This is a genomic window from Ruegeria sp. BHSC029, from assembly GCF_059613085.1.
Window position 1 is genome coordinate 75,945 of the sequence record NZ_JBXWRU010000006.1, and the last position, 16,809, is coordinate 92,753.

General features: G+C 62.8%; 16 protein-coding genes. 9 read left to right on the forward strand and 7 right to left on the reverse strand.

What is annotated here, in order from left to right; all coding sequences use genetic code 11:
- Positions 1-46 precede the first annotated feature (46 nt).
- From mreC to AC2FML_RS15345, 5 genes are read left to right on the forward strand one after another with little or no spacing between them, the layout of a single operon-like run.
- The gene (gene mreC / locus AC2FML_RS15325; protein ID WP_170365324.1) at positions 47-949 is read left to right on the forward strand and encodes a rod shape-determining protein MreC; all 903 of its coding nucleotides are present in this window, start codon (positions 47-49) and stop codon (positions 947-949) included.
- Complete coding sequence (locus AC2FML_RS15330) at positions 942-1,478, forward strand: rod shape-determining protein MreD (RefSeq protein WP_496783791.1); 537 nt, start codon at positions 942-944, stop codon at positions 1,476-1,478. The genes mreC and AC2FML_RS15330 overlap by 8 nt, the downstream gene beginning before the upstream one ends.
- A complete protein-coding gene (mrdA, locus tag AC2FML_RS15335; RefSeq protein ID WP_170360207.1) occupies positions 1,475-3,421 on the forward strand; it encodes a penicillin-binding protein 2 in 1,947 nt (648 codons plus the stop codon). The genes AC2FML_RS15330 and mrdA overlap by 4 nt, the downstream gene beginning before the upstream one ends.
- The gene (rodA, locus tag AC2FML_RS15340; RefSeq protein ID WP_170460916.1) at positions 3,418-4,557 is read left to right on the forward strand and encodes a rod shape-determining protein RodA; all 1,140 of its coding nucleotides are present in this window, start codon (positions 3,418-3,420) and stop codon (positions 4,555-4,557) included. Before mrdA ends, rodA begins: the two co-directional genes overlap by 4 nt.
- 15 nt (positions 4,558-4,572) lie before the next feature.
- On the forward strand, positions 4,573-5,505 hold the full coding sequence (locus tag AC2FML_RS15345) for a 2-hydroxyacid dehydrogenase (RefSeq protein ID WP_496783792.1): 933 nt from the start codon (positions 4,573-4,575) through the stop codon (positions 5,503-5,505).
- 47 nt (positions 5,506-5,552) lie between these two features.
- Here the strand turns inward: AC2FML_RS15345 and AC2FML_RS15350 are convergent, their stop codons facing one another.
- The 6 genes from AC2FML_RS15350 to AC2FML_RS15375 all read right to left on the reverse strand — a co-directional run bounded on the left by AC2FML_RS15350 (position 5,553) and on the right by AC2FML_RS15375 (position 12,129).
- The gene (locus AC2FML_RS15350) at positions 5,553-7,568 is read right to left on the reverse strand and encodes a M3 family metallopeptidase (RefSeq protein ID WP_496783793.1); all 2,016 of its coding nucleotides are present in this window, start codon (positions 7,566-7,568) and stop codon (positions 5,553-5,555) included.
- 59 nt (positions 7,569-7,627) lie between these two features.
- Entirely contained in the window at positions 7,628-8,674 is a 1,047-nt protein-coding gene (locus AC2FML_RS15355) for a HesA/MoeB/ThiF family protein (RefSeq protein WP_170438457.1), read from the reverse strand.
- Positions 8,674-9,129 (reverse strand): dUTP diphosphatase, encoded by a 456-nt coding sequence (gene dut / locus AC2FML_RS15360; protein ID WP_170342597.1) that lies wholly within the window; start codon positions 9,127-9,129, stop codon positions 8,674-8,676. The genes AC2FML_RS15355 and dut overlap by 1 nt, the downstream gene beginning before the upstream one ends.
- A 39-nt stretch (positions 9,130-9,168) precedes the next feature.
- Entirely contained in the window at positions 9,169-10,365 is a 1,197-nt protein-coding gene (gene coaBC / locus AC2FML_RS15365; protein ID WP_170342599.1) for a bifunctional phosphopantothenoylcysteine decarboxylase/phosphopantothenate--cysteine ligase CoaBC, read from the reverse strand.
- A 64-nt stretch (positions 10,366-10,429) separates the two neighbouring features.
- Entirely contained in the window at positions 10,430-11,254 is an 825-nt protein-coding gene (locus tag AC2FML_RS15370; protein WP_170445625.1) for a ChaN family lipoprotein, read from the reverse strand.
- The gene (locus AC2FML_RS15375) at positions 11,251-12,129 is read right to left on the reverse strand and encodes an RNA polymerase factor sigma-32 (protein WP_496783794.1); all 879 of its coding nucleotides are present in this window, start codon (positions 12,127-12,129) and stop codon (positions 11,251-11,253) included. The genes AC2FML_RS15370 and AC2FML_RS15375 overlap by 4 nt, the downstream gene beginning before the upstream one ends.
- Before the next feature lie 101 nt (positions 12,130-12,230).
- On the opposite strand from AC2FML_RS15375, the gene cobU reads away from it, so the two are divergent.
- The 4 genes from cobU (at position 12,231) to AC2FML_RS15395 (ending at position 15,843) form a co-directional block, all read left to right on the forward strand.
- Positions 12,231-12,752: a bifunctional adenosylcobinamide kinase/adenosylcobinamide-phosphate guanylyltransferase gene (gene cobU, locus AC2FML_RS15380; protein ID WP_170360197.1), complete on the forward strand. Its 522-nt coding sequence runs from the start codon at positions 12,231-12,233 to the stop codon at positions 12,750-12,752.
- Positions 12,749-13,327, forward strand: coding sequence for a histidine phosphatase family protein (locus AC2FML_RS15385; protein ID WP_496783795.1), 579 nt, complete (start codon positions 12,749-12,751; stop codon positions 13,325-13,327). Before cobU ends, AC2FML_RS15385 begins: the two co-directional genes overlap by 4 nt.
- Positions 13,328-13,385: 58 nt before the next feature.
- Positions 13,386-14,264, forward strand: a complete 879-nt coding sequence (locus AC2FML_RS15390; RefSeq protein WP_170460926.1) for a glutathione S-transferase — start codon at positions 13,386-13,388, stop codon at positions 14,262-14,264.
- 64 nt (positions 14,265-14,328) lie between these two features.
- Positions 14,329-15,843, forward strand: a complete 1,515-nt coding sequence (locus AC2FML_RS15395; protein ID WP_496783796.1) for a YifB family Mg chelatase-like AAA ATPase — start codon at positions 14,329-14,331, stop codon at positions 15,841-15,843.
- On the opposite strand, the gene gshB is transcribed toward AC2FML_RS15395, so the two are convergent.
- Positions 15,840-16,772 carry a glutathione synthase gene (gshB, locus tag AC2FML_RS15400; protein ID WP_170360189.1) on the reverse strand — a complete coding sequence of 311 codons (933 nt, stop codon included), beginning with the start codon at positions 16,770-16,772 and terminating at the stop codon, positions 15,840-15,842. The genes AC2FML_RS15395 and gshB overlap by 4 nt on opposite strands.
- Between the last annotated feature and the right edge of the window lie 37 nt (positions 16,773-16,809).

Sequence of the window (16,809 nt, forward strand, 5' to 3'; positions counted from 1 at the left end):
ATCTGAGGGTTCAAGATCGGGCACGAGCAGCACGGGAAGGAGTCCTGTGGCAAAAGACCGAGCACAGCGCGACGACTACACCACCCCCTTGCGCCGCTTGTTCATGGGGATCCTTGTTCTGTGTCTGCTGGGCATATTCCTGATTTGGCGCATCGACAGCCCGCGGGTCGAAAGGTTCCGAGCCCAAGTGGTGGATGCCGTTGTGCCCTCGATGGAATGGGCGATGGTTCCGGTCACGGCCGCGATTAACCTCGTACGGGATTTCCAAAGCTACCAAAGGCTGAGCGAGCAGAACCAGGAACTGCGCAGTGAACTGCGCCGCATGCGCGCCTGGAAAGAGGCGGCCCTGCAGCTGGAGCAGGAAAACGCGCGGCTTCTGGACCTGAACAACGTTCGACTGGATCCGCGTCTGACTTATATTACCGGGGTCGTCATGGCCGACAGCGGCTCGCCATTTCGGCAATCTGTCTTACTGAACGTCGGCGAGCGTGACGGGATCGTCGACGGCTGGGCCGCAATGGACGGCATCGGGCTGGTGGGCCGGATTTCTGGCGTTGGCCCGGATACCGCGCGGGTCATCCTGTTGACCGACGCCTCGAGCGCGATTCCCGCCACGATCCAGCCCTCGGGCCAGACCGCGCTGATTACCGGTGACAATACCCCTGCCCCAGCCGTCGAGTTTCTTGAAAGCCGTGAACTGGTGCGACCCGGCGACCGTGTGGTGACCTCAGGCGACGGCGGCGTATTTCCTGCGGGCCTTCTGATCGGCCAGATCGCCGCCGATCCAGGGGGGCGTCTGCGCGTCCGACTGTCCGCGGATTTCGAGCGTTTGGAATTCCTGCGCGTCCTGCGCTACCACTCGGCCGCCCCGATCCGAGACCCGGGCGGCATCGTCGGACCTCCGCGCCCCGAGGCTCTTCTCCCGACCGAGGAGGCCGCCGATGGATAGCGCCGCGTCACGTCCATGGCTGATGCGGGGCCTGTACCTGTTCCTCGCTCTGACGGTGATGTTCTTTCACCTGTTGCCTCTGAACACGCAACCGGGTCGTCTGCCCTTTCCTGACTTCCTGATCTGCCTGACCTTTGCATGGGTCCTCAGGCGGCCGGAATATGTACCGACACTCAGCATAGCTGCGGTCATGCTGATGGCCGACCTGTTGCTGCAACGGCCGCCGGGACTGCTGGCGGCATCCGTCGTCATCGGTTCTGCCTATCTGCGATCGGCAGGCCCCGGAATGCGCGACGTCGGATTCGTGGGCGAGTGGACGACGGTGGGCGTCGTCATCGCGGCAATCTTTGCCTTCAACCGGACAGTTCTGGCGCTGCTGTCCGTCAGTCAGGCCAGCATTGGCCCGGTATTTGTCCAAGTGGTCTTCACGGTCCTCGCCTACCCGCTTGTCGTTGCATTCAGCCAAACCATATTTGGCGTCCGCAGGCCATCTGCGGTAGATGTTGCCACTGTGGGAACACGCTCATGAAACGCACACCCAAAACACAAGGTGCCGCATACAAAAGGCTGACCCGGCGCGCGCTGGTGCTGGGTGGCATGCAATTCGCATTCGTCGGCGGCCTGGCGGCCCGCATGCGTTACATGCAGGTCGATCAGGCCGACCAATATCGCCTGTTGGCCGAAGAAAACCGCATCAACATCCGGCTCATTCCGCCGACCCGAGGGCGCATTTATGACCGCAATGGTCAGATCATCGGGCAGAATGCGCCGTCCTACCGCATCGTGATCGTGCGCGAGGATGCCGGCGACGTCGACAAGGTCATTGCCAAACTGTCACAGCTGATCCCGCTGAACGAAGACGAGATCGAGCGGGCCAAAGCCGAGATGAAACGCACGGCGCCGTTTCTGCCGGTTACGCTGGCCGACCAAGTCACCTGGGAAGATATCTCGAAGGTGGCGATCAATGCCCCCGCCCTTCCCGGCGTCACGCCCGAGGTCGGACTGACCCGCCAATATCCCCGCTACGAGGATTTCGCCCATGTGGTCGGGTATGTCGGACCTGTCAGCGACTATGACCTGAGCAAGATGGAAGACCCCGAGCCGGTTCTGATGATCCCGCGCTTTCAGATCGGCAAGGTCGGGCTTGAGGCCAAGAAGGAAGACCTGCTGCGCGGCAAGGCGGGCGCCAAGCGCGTCGAGGTCAACGCGACCGGCCGGGTGATGCGGGAACTTGACCGCCGCGAGGGCCAGCCCGGCGCCGACCTGCAATTGACCATCGACGCCGACCTGCAGGAATACGCACAGGCCCGGCTGGCCGGAGAAAGCGCCGCCGTGGTCGTGATCGACTGTGAGACGGGCGATCTGCGGGCCATCAGCTCGACCCCCAGCTTCGACCCCAATCTGTTCGTGCGAGGGATATCGGTCGCGGATTACCAGGCTCTGACCCAGGACAACCACCGCCCGCTGGCCAACAAGACGGTTCAGGGCACCTACCCGCCCGGTTCGACCTTCAAGATGATCACCGCGCTGGCCGCGCTCGAGGCCGGCGTCGTCGGTCCGGGCAACACCGTCTATTGTCCCGGCTACCTGAAGGTGGGCAGCCGTCGATTCCACTGCTGGAAGCGCGGCGGACACGGGATGGTCGATCTGGAGACCTCGTTGAAGCGCAGTTGCGACGTCTACTATTACGACGTCGCCCTGCGGGTCGGGATCGACAAGATTTCGGACATGGCGCGCAAATTCGGCCTCGGCATCAAACACGACCTGCCGATGTCCGCCGTGGCGGCTGGCCTTGCGCCGAACCAGGAATGGAAACAGACCACCCACGGACAGGACTGGCTGGTCGGCGACACGGCAAATGCCTCGATTGGGCAGGGCTTCATGTTGGCCTCGCCGATGCAACTGGCCGTCATGACTGCACGCATCGCGACCGGCCGATCGGTGACACCGCGTCTGATCCGCAGTGTCGACGGGGTCGAACAGCCTACGGGCGCGGGCGAGCCGCTGGACGTCAATCCGGCCAACTTGGAACAGGTGCGCAACGCGATGTACAAGGTCTCGAACGACCGTCGCGGCACCGCTTATCGCAGCCGGATCATCGCAGACGAATTCCGCATGGCCGGCAAGACGGGCACCAGCCAGGTGCGCAACATCACCAAGGCCGAACGGGCCGCCGGGGTCATCCGCAACGAAGACCTGCCCTGGGAACGGCGGGACCACGCGCTTTATGTCAGCTTTGCCCCTTACGACAATCCGAAATATGCGGTGGCCGTCGTGGTCGAACATGGCGGCGGCGGTTCGAAGGCTGCAGCCCCCGTGGCCCGGGACGTGATGCTGCAGGCTCTGTACAACGGCACCCCGCCGCTGGAAGCATATCCCGTGGCCGACCGCGACCGCATCAAGGAACAGCAGAAACGTCTGGAAGGTGATCGCCGCCCGAAAGCGCGCCCTGACGAAAAGGACCGCGCATGAGCTATCTTGAATATGCGGTCAAGACCACGCCGACGGGGATCCGCAAGGTTCTGTACATGAACTGGCCGCTGACGCTTTTGCTGATCAGCGTCGCAAGTGCCGGTTTTCTGATGCTGTATTCGGTGGCCGGCGGCTCGTGGTCGCCGTGGGCGGAACCACAGATGGAACGGTTTGGCCTGGGCCTGACGGTCATGTTTATCGTCGCATTGGTTCCGATCTGGTTCTGGCGCAACATGTCCGTCGTCGCCTATCTTGTTTCTTTGGGGCTTCTGCTGTTCGTCGAACTGTTCGGCACCATCGGCATGGGCGCGCAACGCTGGATCGACCTGGGGTTCATGCGCCTGCAGCCCTCCGAACTGGCAAAGGTGACTTTGGTCATGTTGCTGGCGGCCTACTACGATTGGCTTCCCTCCTACAAAACCTCGCGCCCGATTTGGGTCTTGATCCCGGTTGTCCTGATCCTGATCCCGACCTTCATGGTGCTGCGCCAGCCCGACCTGGGAACTGCAATCCTGCTGTTGGCGGCCGGAGGAGGCCTGATGTTTCTGGCGGGCGTGCATTGGGCCTATTTCGCAGCGGTCATCGCGGCGGGTGTCGGCTTGGTTTCAACGGTGTTCAAAAGCCGTGGCACCGATTGGCAGTTGCTTAAGGACTATCAGTTCCGGCGCATCGACACATTCCTTGACCCCTCGACCGATCCGTTGGGCGCGGGGTATCACATCACCCAGTCCAAGATTGCCCTGGGATCCGGCGGCTGGAACGGTCGAGGCTTCATGCAAGGCACCCAGTCACGCCTGAACTTCCTGCCCGAAAAGCACACCGACTTCATCTTCACGACACTGGCCGAAGAGTTCGGTTTTGTCGGGGGCACAACCTTGTTGCTGCTTTACGGACTGATCCTGATCTTCTGCCTCGTCACAGCGCTGTCGACCAAGGACAGGTACTCATCGTTGGTGACACTGGGCATTTCGCTGAACTTCTTCCTGTTTTTCGCCGTCAACATGTCGATGGTCATGGGGCTGGCGCCGGTGGTCGGTGTTCCGTTGCCGATGGTCAGCTATGGGGGCTCGGCCATGTTGGTTCTGATGGCCGCCTTCGGCATCGTGCAAAGCGCGCATATTCACCGTCCTCGTTGATCCGAAAGGCCGACCATGTCCGTGAACGTCCTGTTTTCCGCCCGCCCGGCACTTTGGCCGGTTTACGAGCCCTTGCTGAACACCGGGCTGGCCGATGCAGGGATCAAAGCCACTATCGCAACCGACCTGCCGCCCGATCAGGTGGATTACATCGTCTATGCACCCAATGGCGGGCTGCTTGATTTCACGTCCTACACGCGCGCAAAGGCCGTGCTCAGCCTATGGGCCGGTGTCGAGAAGATAGCCTCGAACGACACGCTGACCGTGCCGTTGGCCCGGATGGTCGATCACGGTCTTACCCAGGGCATGACCGAATGGGTCGTGGGGCACGTTCTGCGCTACCATCTGGGCATGGATCGACACATCACGGTCCAGGATGGGGAATGGGCCCCGGATCCGCCTCCGCTTGCCACACAGCGATCGGTCTGCGTTCTGGGACTTGGCGCCCTGGGGCAGGCTGCGGCACAGGCGCTGGCGGCGTTGAGCTTCAACGTGACAGGGTGGAGCCGTTCGGCCAAGGACGTGTCTGGTGTCACGTGCCTGCACGGACCAGACGGGCTGCGCGTGGCCCTGAGCCAGGCCGAGATACTCGTCCTGCTGCTGCCTGAAACGGTAGCCACGGAGAACACTCTGAACGCGGACACTCTGGCACTTCTGCCAAAAGGTGCGCGCATACTGAACCCCGGCCGAGGCCCGCTGATTGACGACGAAGCGCTGTTGCTGGCGCTGAACACCGGCCAAGTGGGGCATGCCACGCTGGATGTGTTCCGCGCCGAGCCGCTGCCCCCCGATCATCCGTACTGGGCGCATCCAAATGTGACTGTCACGCCGCATATCGCGTCGGAAACCCGGCCCGAAACGGCTGCGCAGGTGATTTGCGAAAACATCCAACGCAGCGAATCCGGACGGCCGCTGCTGCATCTCGTCGACCGCGCACTCGGGTACTAAGGCCATCGGGGGCCGCTGCCCCCGTCTTGCCGAGCGCTATTCGACCGCTACGCGTCCACCAGTCCCCGACCTTTCAGCAGGGCTTCGACACCCGGCAACCGGCCTCGGAACGCCATATAGAGATCTTCGGCCTCCTTCGAGCCTCCTTTGGACAGAATGTTGTCCTCCAGAGCCTGCGCCCGCTCGGGATCAAACGCGCCTCCTGCCTCTTCGAAGGCAGCAAATGCGTCGGCATCCATCACTTCGGACCACATGTAGCTGTAGTAACCCGAGCTGTAGCCATCACCCGCAAATACATGAGCGAAATGCGGCGTCGCGTGGCGCATACCGATGGCAAGCGGCATCCCGATCTCGGCCAGAACCTCAGCCTGCTTCGCCATGGGGTCCGCCGGGGCCGGACCGTCGTGAAAGGCCAGGTCGACCAGCGCCGAGGCGACATATTCGACCGTCTGAAAACCCTGATCGAAATTGGCGGCACCCAGAACTTTGTCCAGCAGTTGCGGTGGCATCGGAGCTCCAGTTTCGGCATGAGTTGCGAACTCGGCCAGAACCTCCGGTACTTCCAGCCAATGCTCATACAGTTGGCTGGGCAGCTCCACGAAATCCCGCGCAACGCTGGTCCCCGAGATGCTGTCATAGGTCACATCCGACAGCATCTGGTGCAGTGCGTGCCCGAATTCATGAAACAGGGTCCGTGCGTCGTCATATGACAGCAGCGCCGGATCGCCCTTGGCGAAGTTGCAAACATTGATGACGATTGGCGTCTGGACCTTGGGAAACTTGGCCTGCGCCCGCATCGCGCTGCACCACGCACCCGACCGTTTCGATCCACGCGCAAAATAGTCTCCGATGAATACGGCAACGTGTTTGCCACGCCGGGTCACCTCCCAGGCTCGGCAATCCGGATGGTACAGCGGCACGTCCAACGGCGCGAACTCCAACCCGAACAAGCGGTTGGCGCAGGTAAAGGCAGCCTCGATCATGCGCTCCAGCTGCAGGTAGGGTTTGAGTTCTGCCTCATCCAGATTATGCTCGGCCTTGCGCCGTTTTGCGGCATAGTACCGCCAGTCCCAGGGTTCGAGCGGACCGTTGACGCCATCCTCCTGCATCATCCGCGTCAGGATCTCCGCGTCGGCCTCGGCCCGGGCCTTGGCGGGTGCCCAGACCTGCATCAGCAAGTCGCGCACCCGTTCGGGGGTTCGGGCCATCTCGGTCTCGAGCTTGAAGGCCGCAAAGCTGTCATAGCCCAGCAGCTTGGCCCGTTCCTCGCGCAGCTGAAGGATTTCGGCGGCAATCGCGCGGTTGTCGGTCTCGCCTCCGTTTGCCCCGCGTGACGCCCAGGCGCGGTAAGCCTTTTCGCGCAAGTCGCGACGAGGCGAGAACTGCAGGAACGGCACGATCAGAGACCGTGACAACGTGACAGCCGGCCCCTTGGCCCCTTTTTCCCGACCGGCCGCGTGAGCCGCATCGACAACGAAACCCGGCAGTCCCGCCAGATCATCTTCGGTCAGCTCCATGAACCAGCCACGCTCGTCTGCCAGCAGGTTTTGCGTGAACGCGGTGCCCAATGACGCCAGACGCGCCTTGATCTCCTGCATCCGGGCATCTTCCGCCCCGTGCAGCGCTGCACCCGAGCGGACGAACCCGCGATGGGTGAGCATCAAAACCCGATCCTGTTCCTCGGTCAGTTCCAGCGTATCTCGTTTCGCCCAAAGGTCGTCCACACGCTGGAACAGCGCCTTGTTCGAGGAAATTGCGGCGAAATGCGCTGCAAGCTTGGGCGAAAACTCCCGTTGCAACGCCTCGCGCTCCGGGTTGCTGTCTGCGCCAGCGACCGTGAAGAACACCGACAGAACCTTGTTCAAGGCCTCGCCCGCCGCTTCCAGCGCTTCGATCGTGTTGGCAAAACTCGCGGGCTGAGTATTCGTCGCGATGGTGTCGATCTCGTCGGCATGGGTCTGCAGAGCAGCTTCCAGTGCAGGGGCAAAATCGTCATCCGAGATTTCGGCAAAGGGCGCGATTTCGAACGGGATCGTCCAGTCGGACAGGATCGGATTGGTCATTGGGGTCTCCTTCAAGCGTCAAGCTAGGAATGCCGGGCAAGATCGTCCAGTGGCCGCGATCAAACGGGTTGACCGCAAACCGGGCAATCGTCCCGCCGGGACAGGGTGATCTTGCGGCTTTCGCCATAAAGCGCGTCATAGATCAGCATCTCGCCACGCAAGGCCTGACCTGCCCCCGTGACTACCTTGACCGCCTCGACCGCCATCATCGCCCCCACCACGCCCGGCAGTGGCCCGACCACCCCGGCCTCGGCGCAGGAGGGCGCCAGACCCGGCGCAGGCGCTTCGGGAAAAATGCATTGGTAGCAGGGAGCGTTGTTGGCGGGGTCAAACACGCTCAGTTGGCCTTCCCATTGGGACAGCGCGCCTGAGATCAGGGGCTTGCCCAAAGCCACCGCGGTGCGGTTGGTCAGATACCGGGTTTCGAAATTGTCGGTGCCGTCGAGGATAAGGTCATAATCCGCGAACAGGTCGGCCGCGATGTCGTCCGTCAGGCGGCGGTGATAGGGGCGAACGATGACATTGGGGTTCTGCGCCTCCATTGCTTGCTGCGCAGAAAAGACTTTGGGCATTCCGATGTCTGCATCCCGATGGATGACCTGCCGCTGCAGATTGGCATTCTCGACGACGTCATCATCAATGACGCCAATCGTGCCCACGCCGGCGGCGGCAAGGTACTGCAGCGCCGGTGCGCCCAATCCACCTGCCCCGATCACCAATACACGAGCGGTCTTCATCCGTTTCTGCCCGGGTCCACCAAGCTCGCGCAGGACGATGTGACGGGCATAGCGCTCCAGTTCGGCTTCGCTGAACTGGTCAGATGGGCTGTGCGGTCGAATATCCGACGGTGGATTGGCCCGGCGCCTCAGGGCTTTCACCACAGCGCCATAACCCATGGCCAGCAGAACGAAGCCACCCAGGATCAGCCACATCGCGGCCGAGCCGCCTGTGGCCTCGCGCAGTGGGTTCCCGTCGGGCAAAACCAGATGAGACAGAACCACACCTGCCAGCAACACCAAAACCGACACCCAACGGGCAGTACGCGAGGCACCAGCGAGGTAGCCAAGCCCCCACAGCCCCGCTGCCAGTGCCAGTACCAGAACCATCAGGCGCGCCCCGTGGATCCGAACCCACCGGAACCGCGCTGCGACTCCTGCAGGCTGTCCGCCATCTCGAACCGCGCCTGGATCACCGGGGCCACGACAAGCTGCGCAATTCTGTCGCCATGTCCGATTTCAAAGGCTTCCTGACCCGCATTCAGCACGATCACCCCCAAGGGACCGCGATAGTCGCTGTCGATCGTGCCCGGTGCGTTCGGCAGCGTGATCCCGTGTTTCAACGCAAGTCCCGAGCGCGGACGCACCTGGATCTCATATCCATCCGGAATCTCTACCCGCAGGCCGGTCGGAACCAAGGCGCGCTCACCGGGTTGAAGGGTGATCGATCCTCGATCAGGCAGGTTGGCCCGCACATCCGCGCCGGCTGCCCCGGCCGTTTCATAGGACGGCAATGCAATGGCCGGATCGGCCCCGTCTTCTCGGATCACCCGGATTGCCACCATCAGCGCATCCCAACCTTCATCTTCTGTCAAACAACCGCATCACAGCGCCAGCGCGGCCGCGATCTTTTCCGCCAGCCTTACGGCCACTGCGTCCTTGCCCATGCGCGGCCACTCCTCGGCACCCGCATCCGATATCAGCACGACCGCATTTTCGGCCCCACCCATGATGCCGGTCACCGGACTGACATCATTGGCCAGAATCCAATCGCACCCTTTGCGCGCCCGCTTGGCGGTTGCGTGGGCGATCACATCATCCGTCTCGGCGGCGAAACCCACGACCAAGCTAGGTCGGCCGGTCTCCAGATGCGAAATCCGTTTGAGGATGTCCGGGTTTTCGGCAAATTGCAGTGCAGGCATTCCGTCGCGGCTTTTCTTCAACTTGCGGTCTGATGCCCCGTCTACCCGCCAATCGGCCACGGCTGCGGCAAACACGCCCGCATCCACCGGCAGAGCCGCGTCCACCGCATCCGACATTTGTTGCGCAGTCTCAACCTGCACAACCTGGACGCCCTGGGGTGGTGGCACATCCGCGGGGCCGGTTACGAAAACGACTTCGGCCCCCAGGGCCGCCAAAGCGTTGGCAATCGCCGTCCCCTGCGCCCCCGAGGATCGGTTTGCGATGTACCGAACCGGATCAATCGGCTCATGCGTCGGCCCCGACGTCACGAGAATCCGCTTACCCTTCAGTGGGCCATCCGACAAGGCAGACTCGACCGCCGCCACGATTTCGAGAGGTTCTGACATGCGGCCGGGGCCGAACTCGCCACAAGCCATGTCACCGTCATTGGGTCCGACAAACCGGACGCCGTCCGCGATCAGCTGCTTGTGGTTCCGGCGCGTTGCCGGATGGTTCCACATCCGCACGTTCATCGCCGGCGCACATAAAACAGGGGTATCGGTGGCCATCAACAGCGTCGATGCTAGATCATTGGCCAGACCCCCGGCCATCTTTCCCATCAAATCCGCGGTCGCCGGGGCCACGACGATCAGATCAGCCGAACGTGACAGCTGGATATGTCCCATCTCGGCCTCGTCCGTCAGGTCGAACAGATCACGATAAGCTTTTTCACCGGCCAGAGCAGACACGGACAAGGGGGTCACGAATTCCTCGGCAGCGCGGGTCAGGACCGGGGTCACCGCCGCCCCGCGCTCCTTCAACCTTCGGATCAGATCCAGCGATTTGTAGGCCGCGATCCCACCGCCAAGGATCAGGAGGATCCGTTTGGATGCCAGCATGTTCAGCCCTTCCCGGTCGTGCTCGGCCTCGACACTATGCAACCCATGTCCCGAGTTCCAGCGCTTAATTCTGAGACTCGAAGGCCTTGCAGGGGTCTTCGCGTTCGGCCGCGGGGCTGTCAATCACCGCGTCAAATTCACCGGTCACGACACCGTCTTCGGCCTGACCGAGAACAAAGACCTTAAGGCCCGGACGCAGGCGCGACAGAAAGGTCGGAATGCCCTGATCCTTGCGCGCGTGCCCGTTTCCGGTAATCACCGCCACCGGACCGCCAGTTTCATCAATTGCACGCAGAATGGCCCGGGTCAGAACAGCATCGCGCAGACGCTGGATCGCCACTAGTTGCGGCAAGGCCTCGGCGGGAACTGCGTTGCAATGCGCTGCCAATTGCTCGGCCTCGCGCGCCGCCTGATCCTCGGGCGCCAACGGAATGTTCAACCCATATCGCGCCGCATCCGCGCCCAGGGTCGTTGCGGCACCGCGTTCCATCGCAGCTCGCGCAGCCGCGCGCGGCACCATCGCTCCGTATACCGGAGCCTCTGATGCTTGGAAAACAGGGTAATACATGCTGAGCGGCGGCCATCCCGTTTCGGCCCATCTCAGGATGCGTGACAACTCCTCGGGATTCGAGGCGGCAGTCTGCGCCAGTCTCTGAGCCCCTTCCTCGGTTACCATTTCCCAGACCATTGCAGACGGGTCAATGTCCGCAATCGCTTCGGTCTGGACCAGGTGGTGTAGGGGGTTGTCGTGAACCTCACCAAGGATCACTACATCGGCGTCCCTCATCTGCGCCAAAATATCGTCGGGGATAAGCTCCCCGGCCAGAACTGGCCGGGTCAAAAGTGTCAGCGACAGCACGGCCGTCGTCAGAATCGCAAGATGTCTCATGCGAAGAAGTGTTGCACCTCGCGCGATTGAGCTTCAAGGTTCTTGCGCATCTTCACGAACGCCGCTGCCTCGAGCTGCCGCACGCGTTCCTTGGACAAACCCAGTTCCTGACCCAGGCTTTCCAATGTGCGCGCCGGCTCACGCAGCTTACGCTCACGCACGATGAAACGTTCCCGGTCGTTGAGCGCTTGCATCGCCGTGATCAACCATTCGCGCAACTGGCGGGTATCGTGGCTGTTCTCGACAGTTTCCGAAGCCTGCTCGCGATCATCCTCCAACGCGTCGATCCACTCGCGACCATCCTCGTCAGCCGATTGAACGGCGTTCAGGGAAAAGTCTGAGCCGGCCAACCGGCCGTGCATCATTTCCACATCACGCAGCGGTACACCGATCTCGGCCGCAATCATCTGGTGCAGCTGATGGCGGTCCAATTCGACGCCATCGGTCGCGGCTTCGCGCTCCAGGCGGGCCTGCACGCGCCGCATGTTGAAAAACAGGGATTTCTGGGATGATGTCGAACCGGTCCGTACCATCGACCAGTTGCGCATCACGTAATCCTGAATGCTGGCCTTGATCCACCACACCGCATAGGTCGAAAACCGGACCCCGCGATCCGGGTCGAATTTGTCAGCGGCCTTCATCAGGCCCAGCCCGGCCTCTTGGATCAGGTCGTTCATCGGCGCGCCATAACGTTTGAACTTGGCCGCCATTGAAATGGCCAGACGCATATAGGCCGTTATCAACCGGTGAAGGGCCTGTTCGTCGCGCTCGTCTCGCCAGGCATAAGCCAGGCGCAATTCGGTTTCCGCATCCAGCAATTCGGCTTTCATAGCCTGCCGGGACATCGAGAAGTCGTTCGGGTTATCCAGTGCCATGCAGCTCTCCCATCTGTCGTAGGCGCCGCCGGTCTTGCCTTGCCGACGTATGGTCGATACGCAAGGGCGCACCGGGTGGATCACTGTAAAGGTAGTAAAAAATGCATCCCGATTTAACCTTTGTCCTGGGTGGCGCGGCATCGGGAAAATCTGCATTTGCCGAGCAACTCGTTGTTTCAACAGGAAAAACCCGCGTCTACCTGGCAACATCACAAGTGTTTGATGATGAGATGCGCCTAAAAATCAGGCGCCATGTGGACCAAAGAGGCGACGGCTGGGCCACGATCGAAGCCCCGATGGATCTGCGCCCGGCGCTGGCGGGGCTGAGCCGGGATCAGGTCTGTCTTATCGATTGCGCCACGATGTGGCTCAGCAATCACCTGCTGGCCGACAGCGATCTTGAACAGGAACAGGCCGCCCTTCTGGCCGCGCTACGGACCTGCCCCGCGCAGGTCATTATCGTCTCGAACGAAGTGGGGCACGGTATCGTCCCCGACAATGCGCTGGCCCGCAAGTTCCGCGAGGCGCAGGGGCGGTTGAACATAGCCCTCGCCGCCCAAGCCGGCCTTGTGGTTCAGGTCATCGCGGGACTACCGCAGGTTTTGAAAGGCCAGTTGCCGTGACCCGGTTGCACCTCGTCCGCCACGGCCCTACCCATGCCAAAACGATGGTGGGCTGGTCCGATATTCCCGCCGACCTGAGCGACCACGTTGCCCTCGCGCGCCTGCATGACCACCTGCCGCCGGATGCGCTGGTCATTTCGTCGGACCTGTCGCGCGCCGCGGATACGGCCACGGCCATTCAGGGCACGCGCCATCGGCTGCCGCACCATCCCGACCTGCGCGAGATCCATTTCGGCACGTGGGAGATGCGCGCATTCGCCGAGATCGAGGCCGAAGACCCCGAATTGGCCTTTGCCTATTGGGACAGCCCCGGCGACGTACGCCCGCCCAACGGCGAAAGCTGGAACGCGGTCCGCGCGCGGGTCGACGCGGCGATCGACGGGTTGATCGGTATGCATACAGGCGCCGATCTGATCATCGTGGCCCATTTCGGCGTAATCCTGACCCAGGTACAGCGCGCCCTTGACATGGACGCGCAACGGACCTTTGCCCATCGCATCGACAACCTGTCGGTGACCGAGCTGGCCTTTGACGGCAGAACTTGGTCGGCCGGCCGGATCAATCATCTTCCGTGAACGCAACACGCACAAATCGGCGTTTTACTGATTCCAGAAGTTCGGCCATCCTCGGGCCATGACCTATGACCTTTTCATCGGGGACCGCCTGTTTTCCAGCTGGTCCATGCGCGGCTGGCTGATACTGGAAAAATTCGGCCTGCCCTACACGACCCACATGATCGGCCTGTATTCGGGCACGATGGCCCGGGACATGCAGCCGCTGGTCCCGGCCCGTCTGGTCCCCGCGCTGCGCCTGCCCGACGGCACGGTGGTCGGTGAAAGCCTCGCCATGGCCGAGACGCTCGCCGAACGCCACCCCGATGCGGGGCTTTGGCCGCGGAACGCCGCCGCCCGCGCAACCGCCCGTTGGCTGTGTGCCGAGATGGTCGCCGGGTTCCACGCGCTGCGGTCGGCCTGCCCCATGCAACTCAAACACCGCTGGAAAGGGTTCGAGCCGACCAACGAAACCCGCGCCGATCTGACCCGGATCGAGACCCTGTGGGCGCATGCGCGCAAAATCTCAGGCACGGAGACCGGCCCATTGTTCGGCAGCTATTCCCTGGCCGATGTGTTCTATACGCCGGTCGCAGCCCGGATCATCGGCTACGGTCTGCCCGTGTCCGCGCAGAACCACGACTATTGCATGGAATTGTTGTCAGACCCGGCGGTTCGGCAATGGCGCGCGATGGGGCTGACGGTCGACTACGACCCGTTCCCCTATGACCAGCCGCTCGACGCCGAGCCCTGGCCGATCGGCGGAGCCTCGACGGCCCGCGCAGTTGAGGCGGCGTCATCGGTCAATGACCTCTGCCCTTATTCCGGCAAGCCGGTGACCGCATTTCTGGAGCTGGATGGAAATCGATGGGGCTTCTGCAACACCTTCTGCCGCGACAAAACCGTGGCCGACCCCGGAGCGTGGCCGAAATTCACGCAAATGATCCGGCAAACGGTGTGACCGTTAACCATTCCTAAACCGACGCCATGGCAGCAAGGTCCTGTTAACCAAGAACAGGATCGCCATGGTCGCCCGCGCTCATACCGTTGCCTTTCAGGGGGTCGAGGCCCGCCCGGTCGAGGTGCAATGCGCCGTTTCCCCCGGGTTGCCCGCCTTTTCGATCGTCGGCCTGCCGGACAAGGCCGTGTCCGAGGCCCGCGAACGCGTGCGCAGCGCGCTTGGCGCGATGGCCATTGCGCTGCCCTCCAAACGCATCACGATCAACCTGTCGCCCGCCGACCTGCCCAAGGAAGGCAGCCATTTCGACCTGCCGATCGCGCTGGCCCTGCTCTGTGCGATAGACATCCTGTCCGCCGACGCCGCCGAAGGCACCATGGCTCTGGGCGAACTTTCGCTGGACGGCTCATTGGTGCCCGTGGCCGGCGCCCTGCCCGCCGCAATGACCGCCGCGGCCGAGGGCCGCACGCTGCTGTGTCCGCGCGCGTCAGGTGCCGAGGCGGCCTGGGTCGACGCGACCCAGGTGATCGGGGCCGCGTCCCTGGCCGACGTCGTGCGCCATTTCACCGGCCAGGCGCCCCTGCCGGTCGCGCAACCCGGTGAGGTCAGGTTGGAGCCCTCGACCCGCGATCTGCGCGACGTCAAAGGGCAGGAACGGGCAAAACGCGCGCTGGAAATCGCAGCGGCCGGCCGTCACCACATGATCATGATCGGCACGCCGGGGTCAGGCAAATCCATGCTCGCCGCCCGCCTGCCCGGCATATTGCCGCCGTTGACGCCCACCGAGGCGCTCGAGACCTCGATGATCCAATCGCTGTGCGGCATGCTGGACGAAGGCGGCATCAGCCGGACCCGCCCGTTCCGCGAACCGCATCACACGGCGTCGATGGCGGCGATCGTGGGCGGCGGAAAAGGCGCGAAACCCGGCGAGATTTCCCTGGCCCACAACGGCGTCCTGTTCATGGACGAATTTCCCGAGTTTCCGCGAACGGTTCTGGAAACCCTGCGCCAGCCCATCGAGACTGGCGAGGTCATGGTCGCCCGCGCCAACGCCCACGTAAAATACCCCTGCCGGTTCATGCTGGTGGCGGCGGCGAACCCCTGCAAATGCGGATATCTCAGCGATCCGTCCCGCGCCTGCTCGCGCGCGCCGATCTGCGGCGAGGACTATCTGGGCCGCATATCGGGGCCGTTGATGGACCGGTTCGATCTACGGATCGAGGTGCCGCCCGTGGGCTTTACCGACCTCGACCTGCCGCCATCCGGAGACAGCTCGACCACCGTCGCCGCGCGAGTGCAACAGGCGCGCGTTGTTCAGGCCCGGCGCTTTCAGGACACGCCCGGGATTCGCCAGAACGCCGATATCGAGGGCAATCTGCTGGAAGAGGTCGCCGCACCTGACGCCGAGGGCAAGGACCTGCTGGTCAAGGCGGCCGAGCGGTTCAGCCTGTCGGCACGGGCCTACCACCGCATTCTGCGCGTGGCCCGCACCATTGCCGATCTGGAGGGCGCGCCCGATGTGCGTCGCCCCCACGTGGCCGAGGCGCTGAGCTATAGGATCAGCGCCCGGGTTGCGGCCTAGACCTTGGCCTCGATCGCCTGCCAGATCTTTTCGGCGATATTGGTTCCGTTGAACCGCTCCAATTCCTGGATTCCGGTGGGCGAGGTCACGTTGATTTCGGTCAGATAGTCGCCGATAACGTCGATACCTACAAAGATCTGGCCCTTTTCCTTCAGCAGCGGACCGATGGCCGCGCAGATCTCAAGATCGCGGTCGGTCAGCCCGATCTTTTCGGGACGGCCACCCACATGCATGTTCGACCGGGTCTCACCCTCGGCCGGAACGCGGTTGATCGCGCCGACCGGTTCGCCATCGACCAGGATCACCCGCTTGTCGCCGTTGCGCACATCCGGCAGGAATTTCTGAACGATCAGCGGCTCGCGCGAGAAACCGGTGAACAACTCATGCAACGAAGTCAGGTTGCGGTCATCGGCATCCAGCCGGAACACGCCGGCCCCGCCATTGCCATAGAGCGGCTTGAGGATGATGTCGCCGTGCTTTTCCTTGAACGCCTTGATCGTCTGCAGATCGCGGGCGATCGTGGTGGGCGGAGTCAGGTCGGGAAAATCCAGAACCAGCAGTTTTTCCGGATAGTTGCGCACCCAGAACGGATCATTCACCACAAGAGCCTGCCCACGCAACCGATCCAGCAGATGGGTGGACGTGATATAGTGCATGTCGAACGGCGGGTCCTGCCGCAGCCAGACGACATCGAAATCCGCCAGATCAACCTCGCGCTCAGGCCCCAGAACCGCCGGCTGGTCCGCAACCCGCTGCACCGTCATGTCGTGACCGCGGGCGGTGATGCGCCCCTCTTGATAGGCCAGCTGATCGGGTCCGTAGTAAAACAGTTGGTGCCCACGGGCCTGGGCTTCTTCGGCCAGCCGGAACGAGCTGTCTGCATTGATGTCCACGGCCCCGATCGGGTCCATCTGAAAAGCGATTTTCATGGCGTGTCCCTCGTAGTCACGCCAGATACATGGCCCA

What these genes read in the sequence shown, in the direction of transcription:
- AC2FML_RS15330 (WP_496783791.1), top strand. Translation starts at nt 942, where the DNA reads ATGGATAGCGCCGCGTCACGTCCATGGCTGATGCGGGGCCTGTACCTG.
- AC2FML_RS15395 (WP_496783796.1), top strand. Translation starts at nt 14,329, where the DNA reads ATGGTCGCCCGCGCTCATACCGTTGCCTTTCAGGGGGTCGAGGCCCGC.
- gshB (WP_170360189.1), bottom strand. Translation starts at nt 16,772, where the DNA reads ATGAAAATCGCTTTTCAGATGGACCCGATCGGGGCCGTGGACATCAAT.
- cobU (WP_170360197.1), top strand. Translation starts at nt 12,231, where the DNA reads ATGCATCCCGATTTAACCTTTGTCCTGGGTGGCGCGGCATCGGGAAAA.
- AC2FML_RS15355 (WP_170438457.1), bottom strand. Translation starts at nt 8,674, where the DNA reads ATGGTTCTGGTACTGGCACTGGCAGCGGGGCTGTGGGGGCTTGGCTAC.
- AC2FML_RS15370 (WP_170445625.1), bottom strand. Translation starts at nt 11,254, where the DNA reads ATGAGACATCTTGCGATTCTGACGACGGCCGTGCTGTCGCTGACACTT.
- dut (WP_170342597.1), bottom strand. Translation starts at nt 9,129, where the DNA reads ATGGTGGCAATCCGGGTGATCCGAGAAGACGGGGCCGATCCGGCCATT.
- AC2FML_RS15390 (WP_170460926.1), top strand. Translation starts at nt 13,386, where the DNA reads ATGACCTATGACCTTTTCATCGGGGACCGCCTGTTTTCCAGCTGGTCC.
- mrdA (WP_170360207.1), top strand. Translation starts at nt 1,475, where the DNA reads ATGAAACGCACACCCAAAACACAAGGTGCCGCATACAAAAGGCTGACC.
- rodA (WP_170460916.1), top strand. Translation starts at nt 3,418, where the DNA reads ATGAGCTATCTTGAATATGCGGTCAAGACCACGCCGACGGGGATCCGC.
- AC2FML_RS15345 (WP_496783792.1), top strand. Translation starts at nt 4,573, where the DNA reads ATGTCCGTGAACGTCCTGTTTTCCGCCCGCCCGGCACTTTGGCCGGTT.
- AC2FML_RS15375 (WP_496783794.1), bottom strand. Translation starts at nt 12,129, where the DNA reads ATGGCACTGGATAACCCGAACGACTTCTCGATGTCCCGGCAGGCTATG.
- coaBC (WP_170342599.1), bottom strand. Translation starts at nt 10,365, where the DNA reads ATGCTGGCATCCAAACGGATCCTCCTGATCCTTGGCGGTGGGATCGCG.
- AC2FML_RS15350 (WP_496783793.1), bottom strand. Translation starts at nt 7,568, where the DNA reads ATGACCAATCCGATCCTGTCCGACTGGACGATCCCGTTCGAAATCGCG.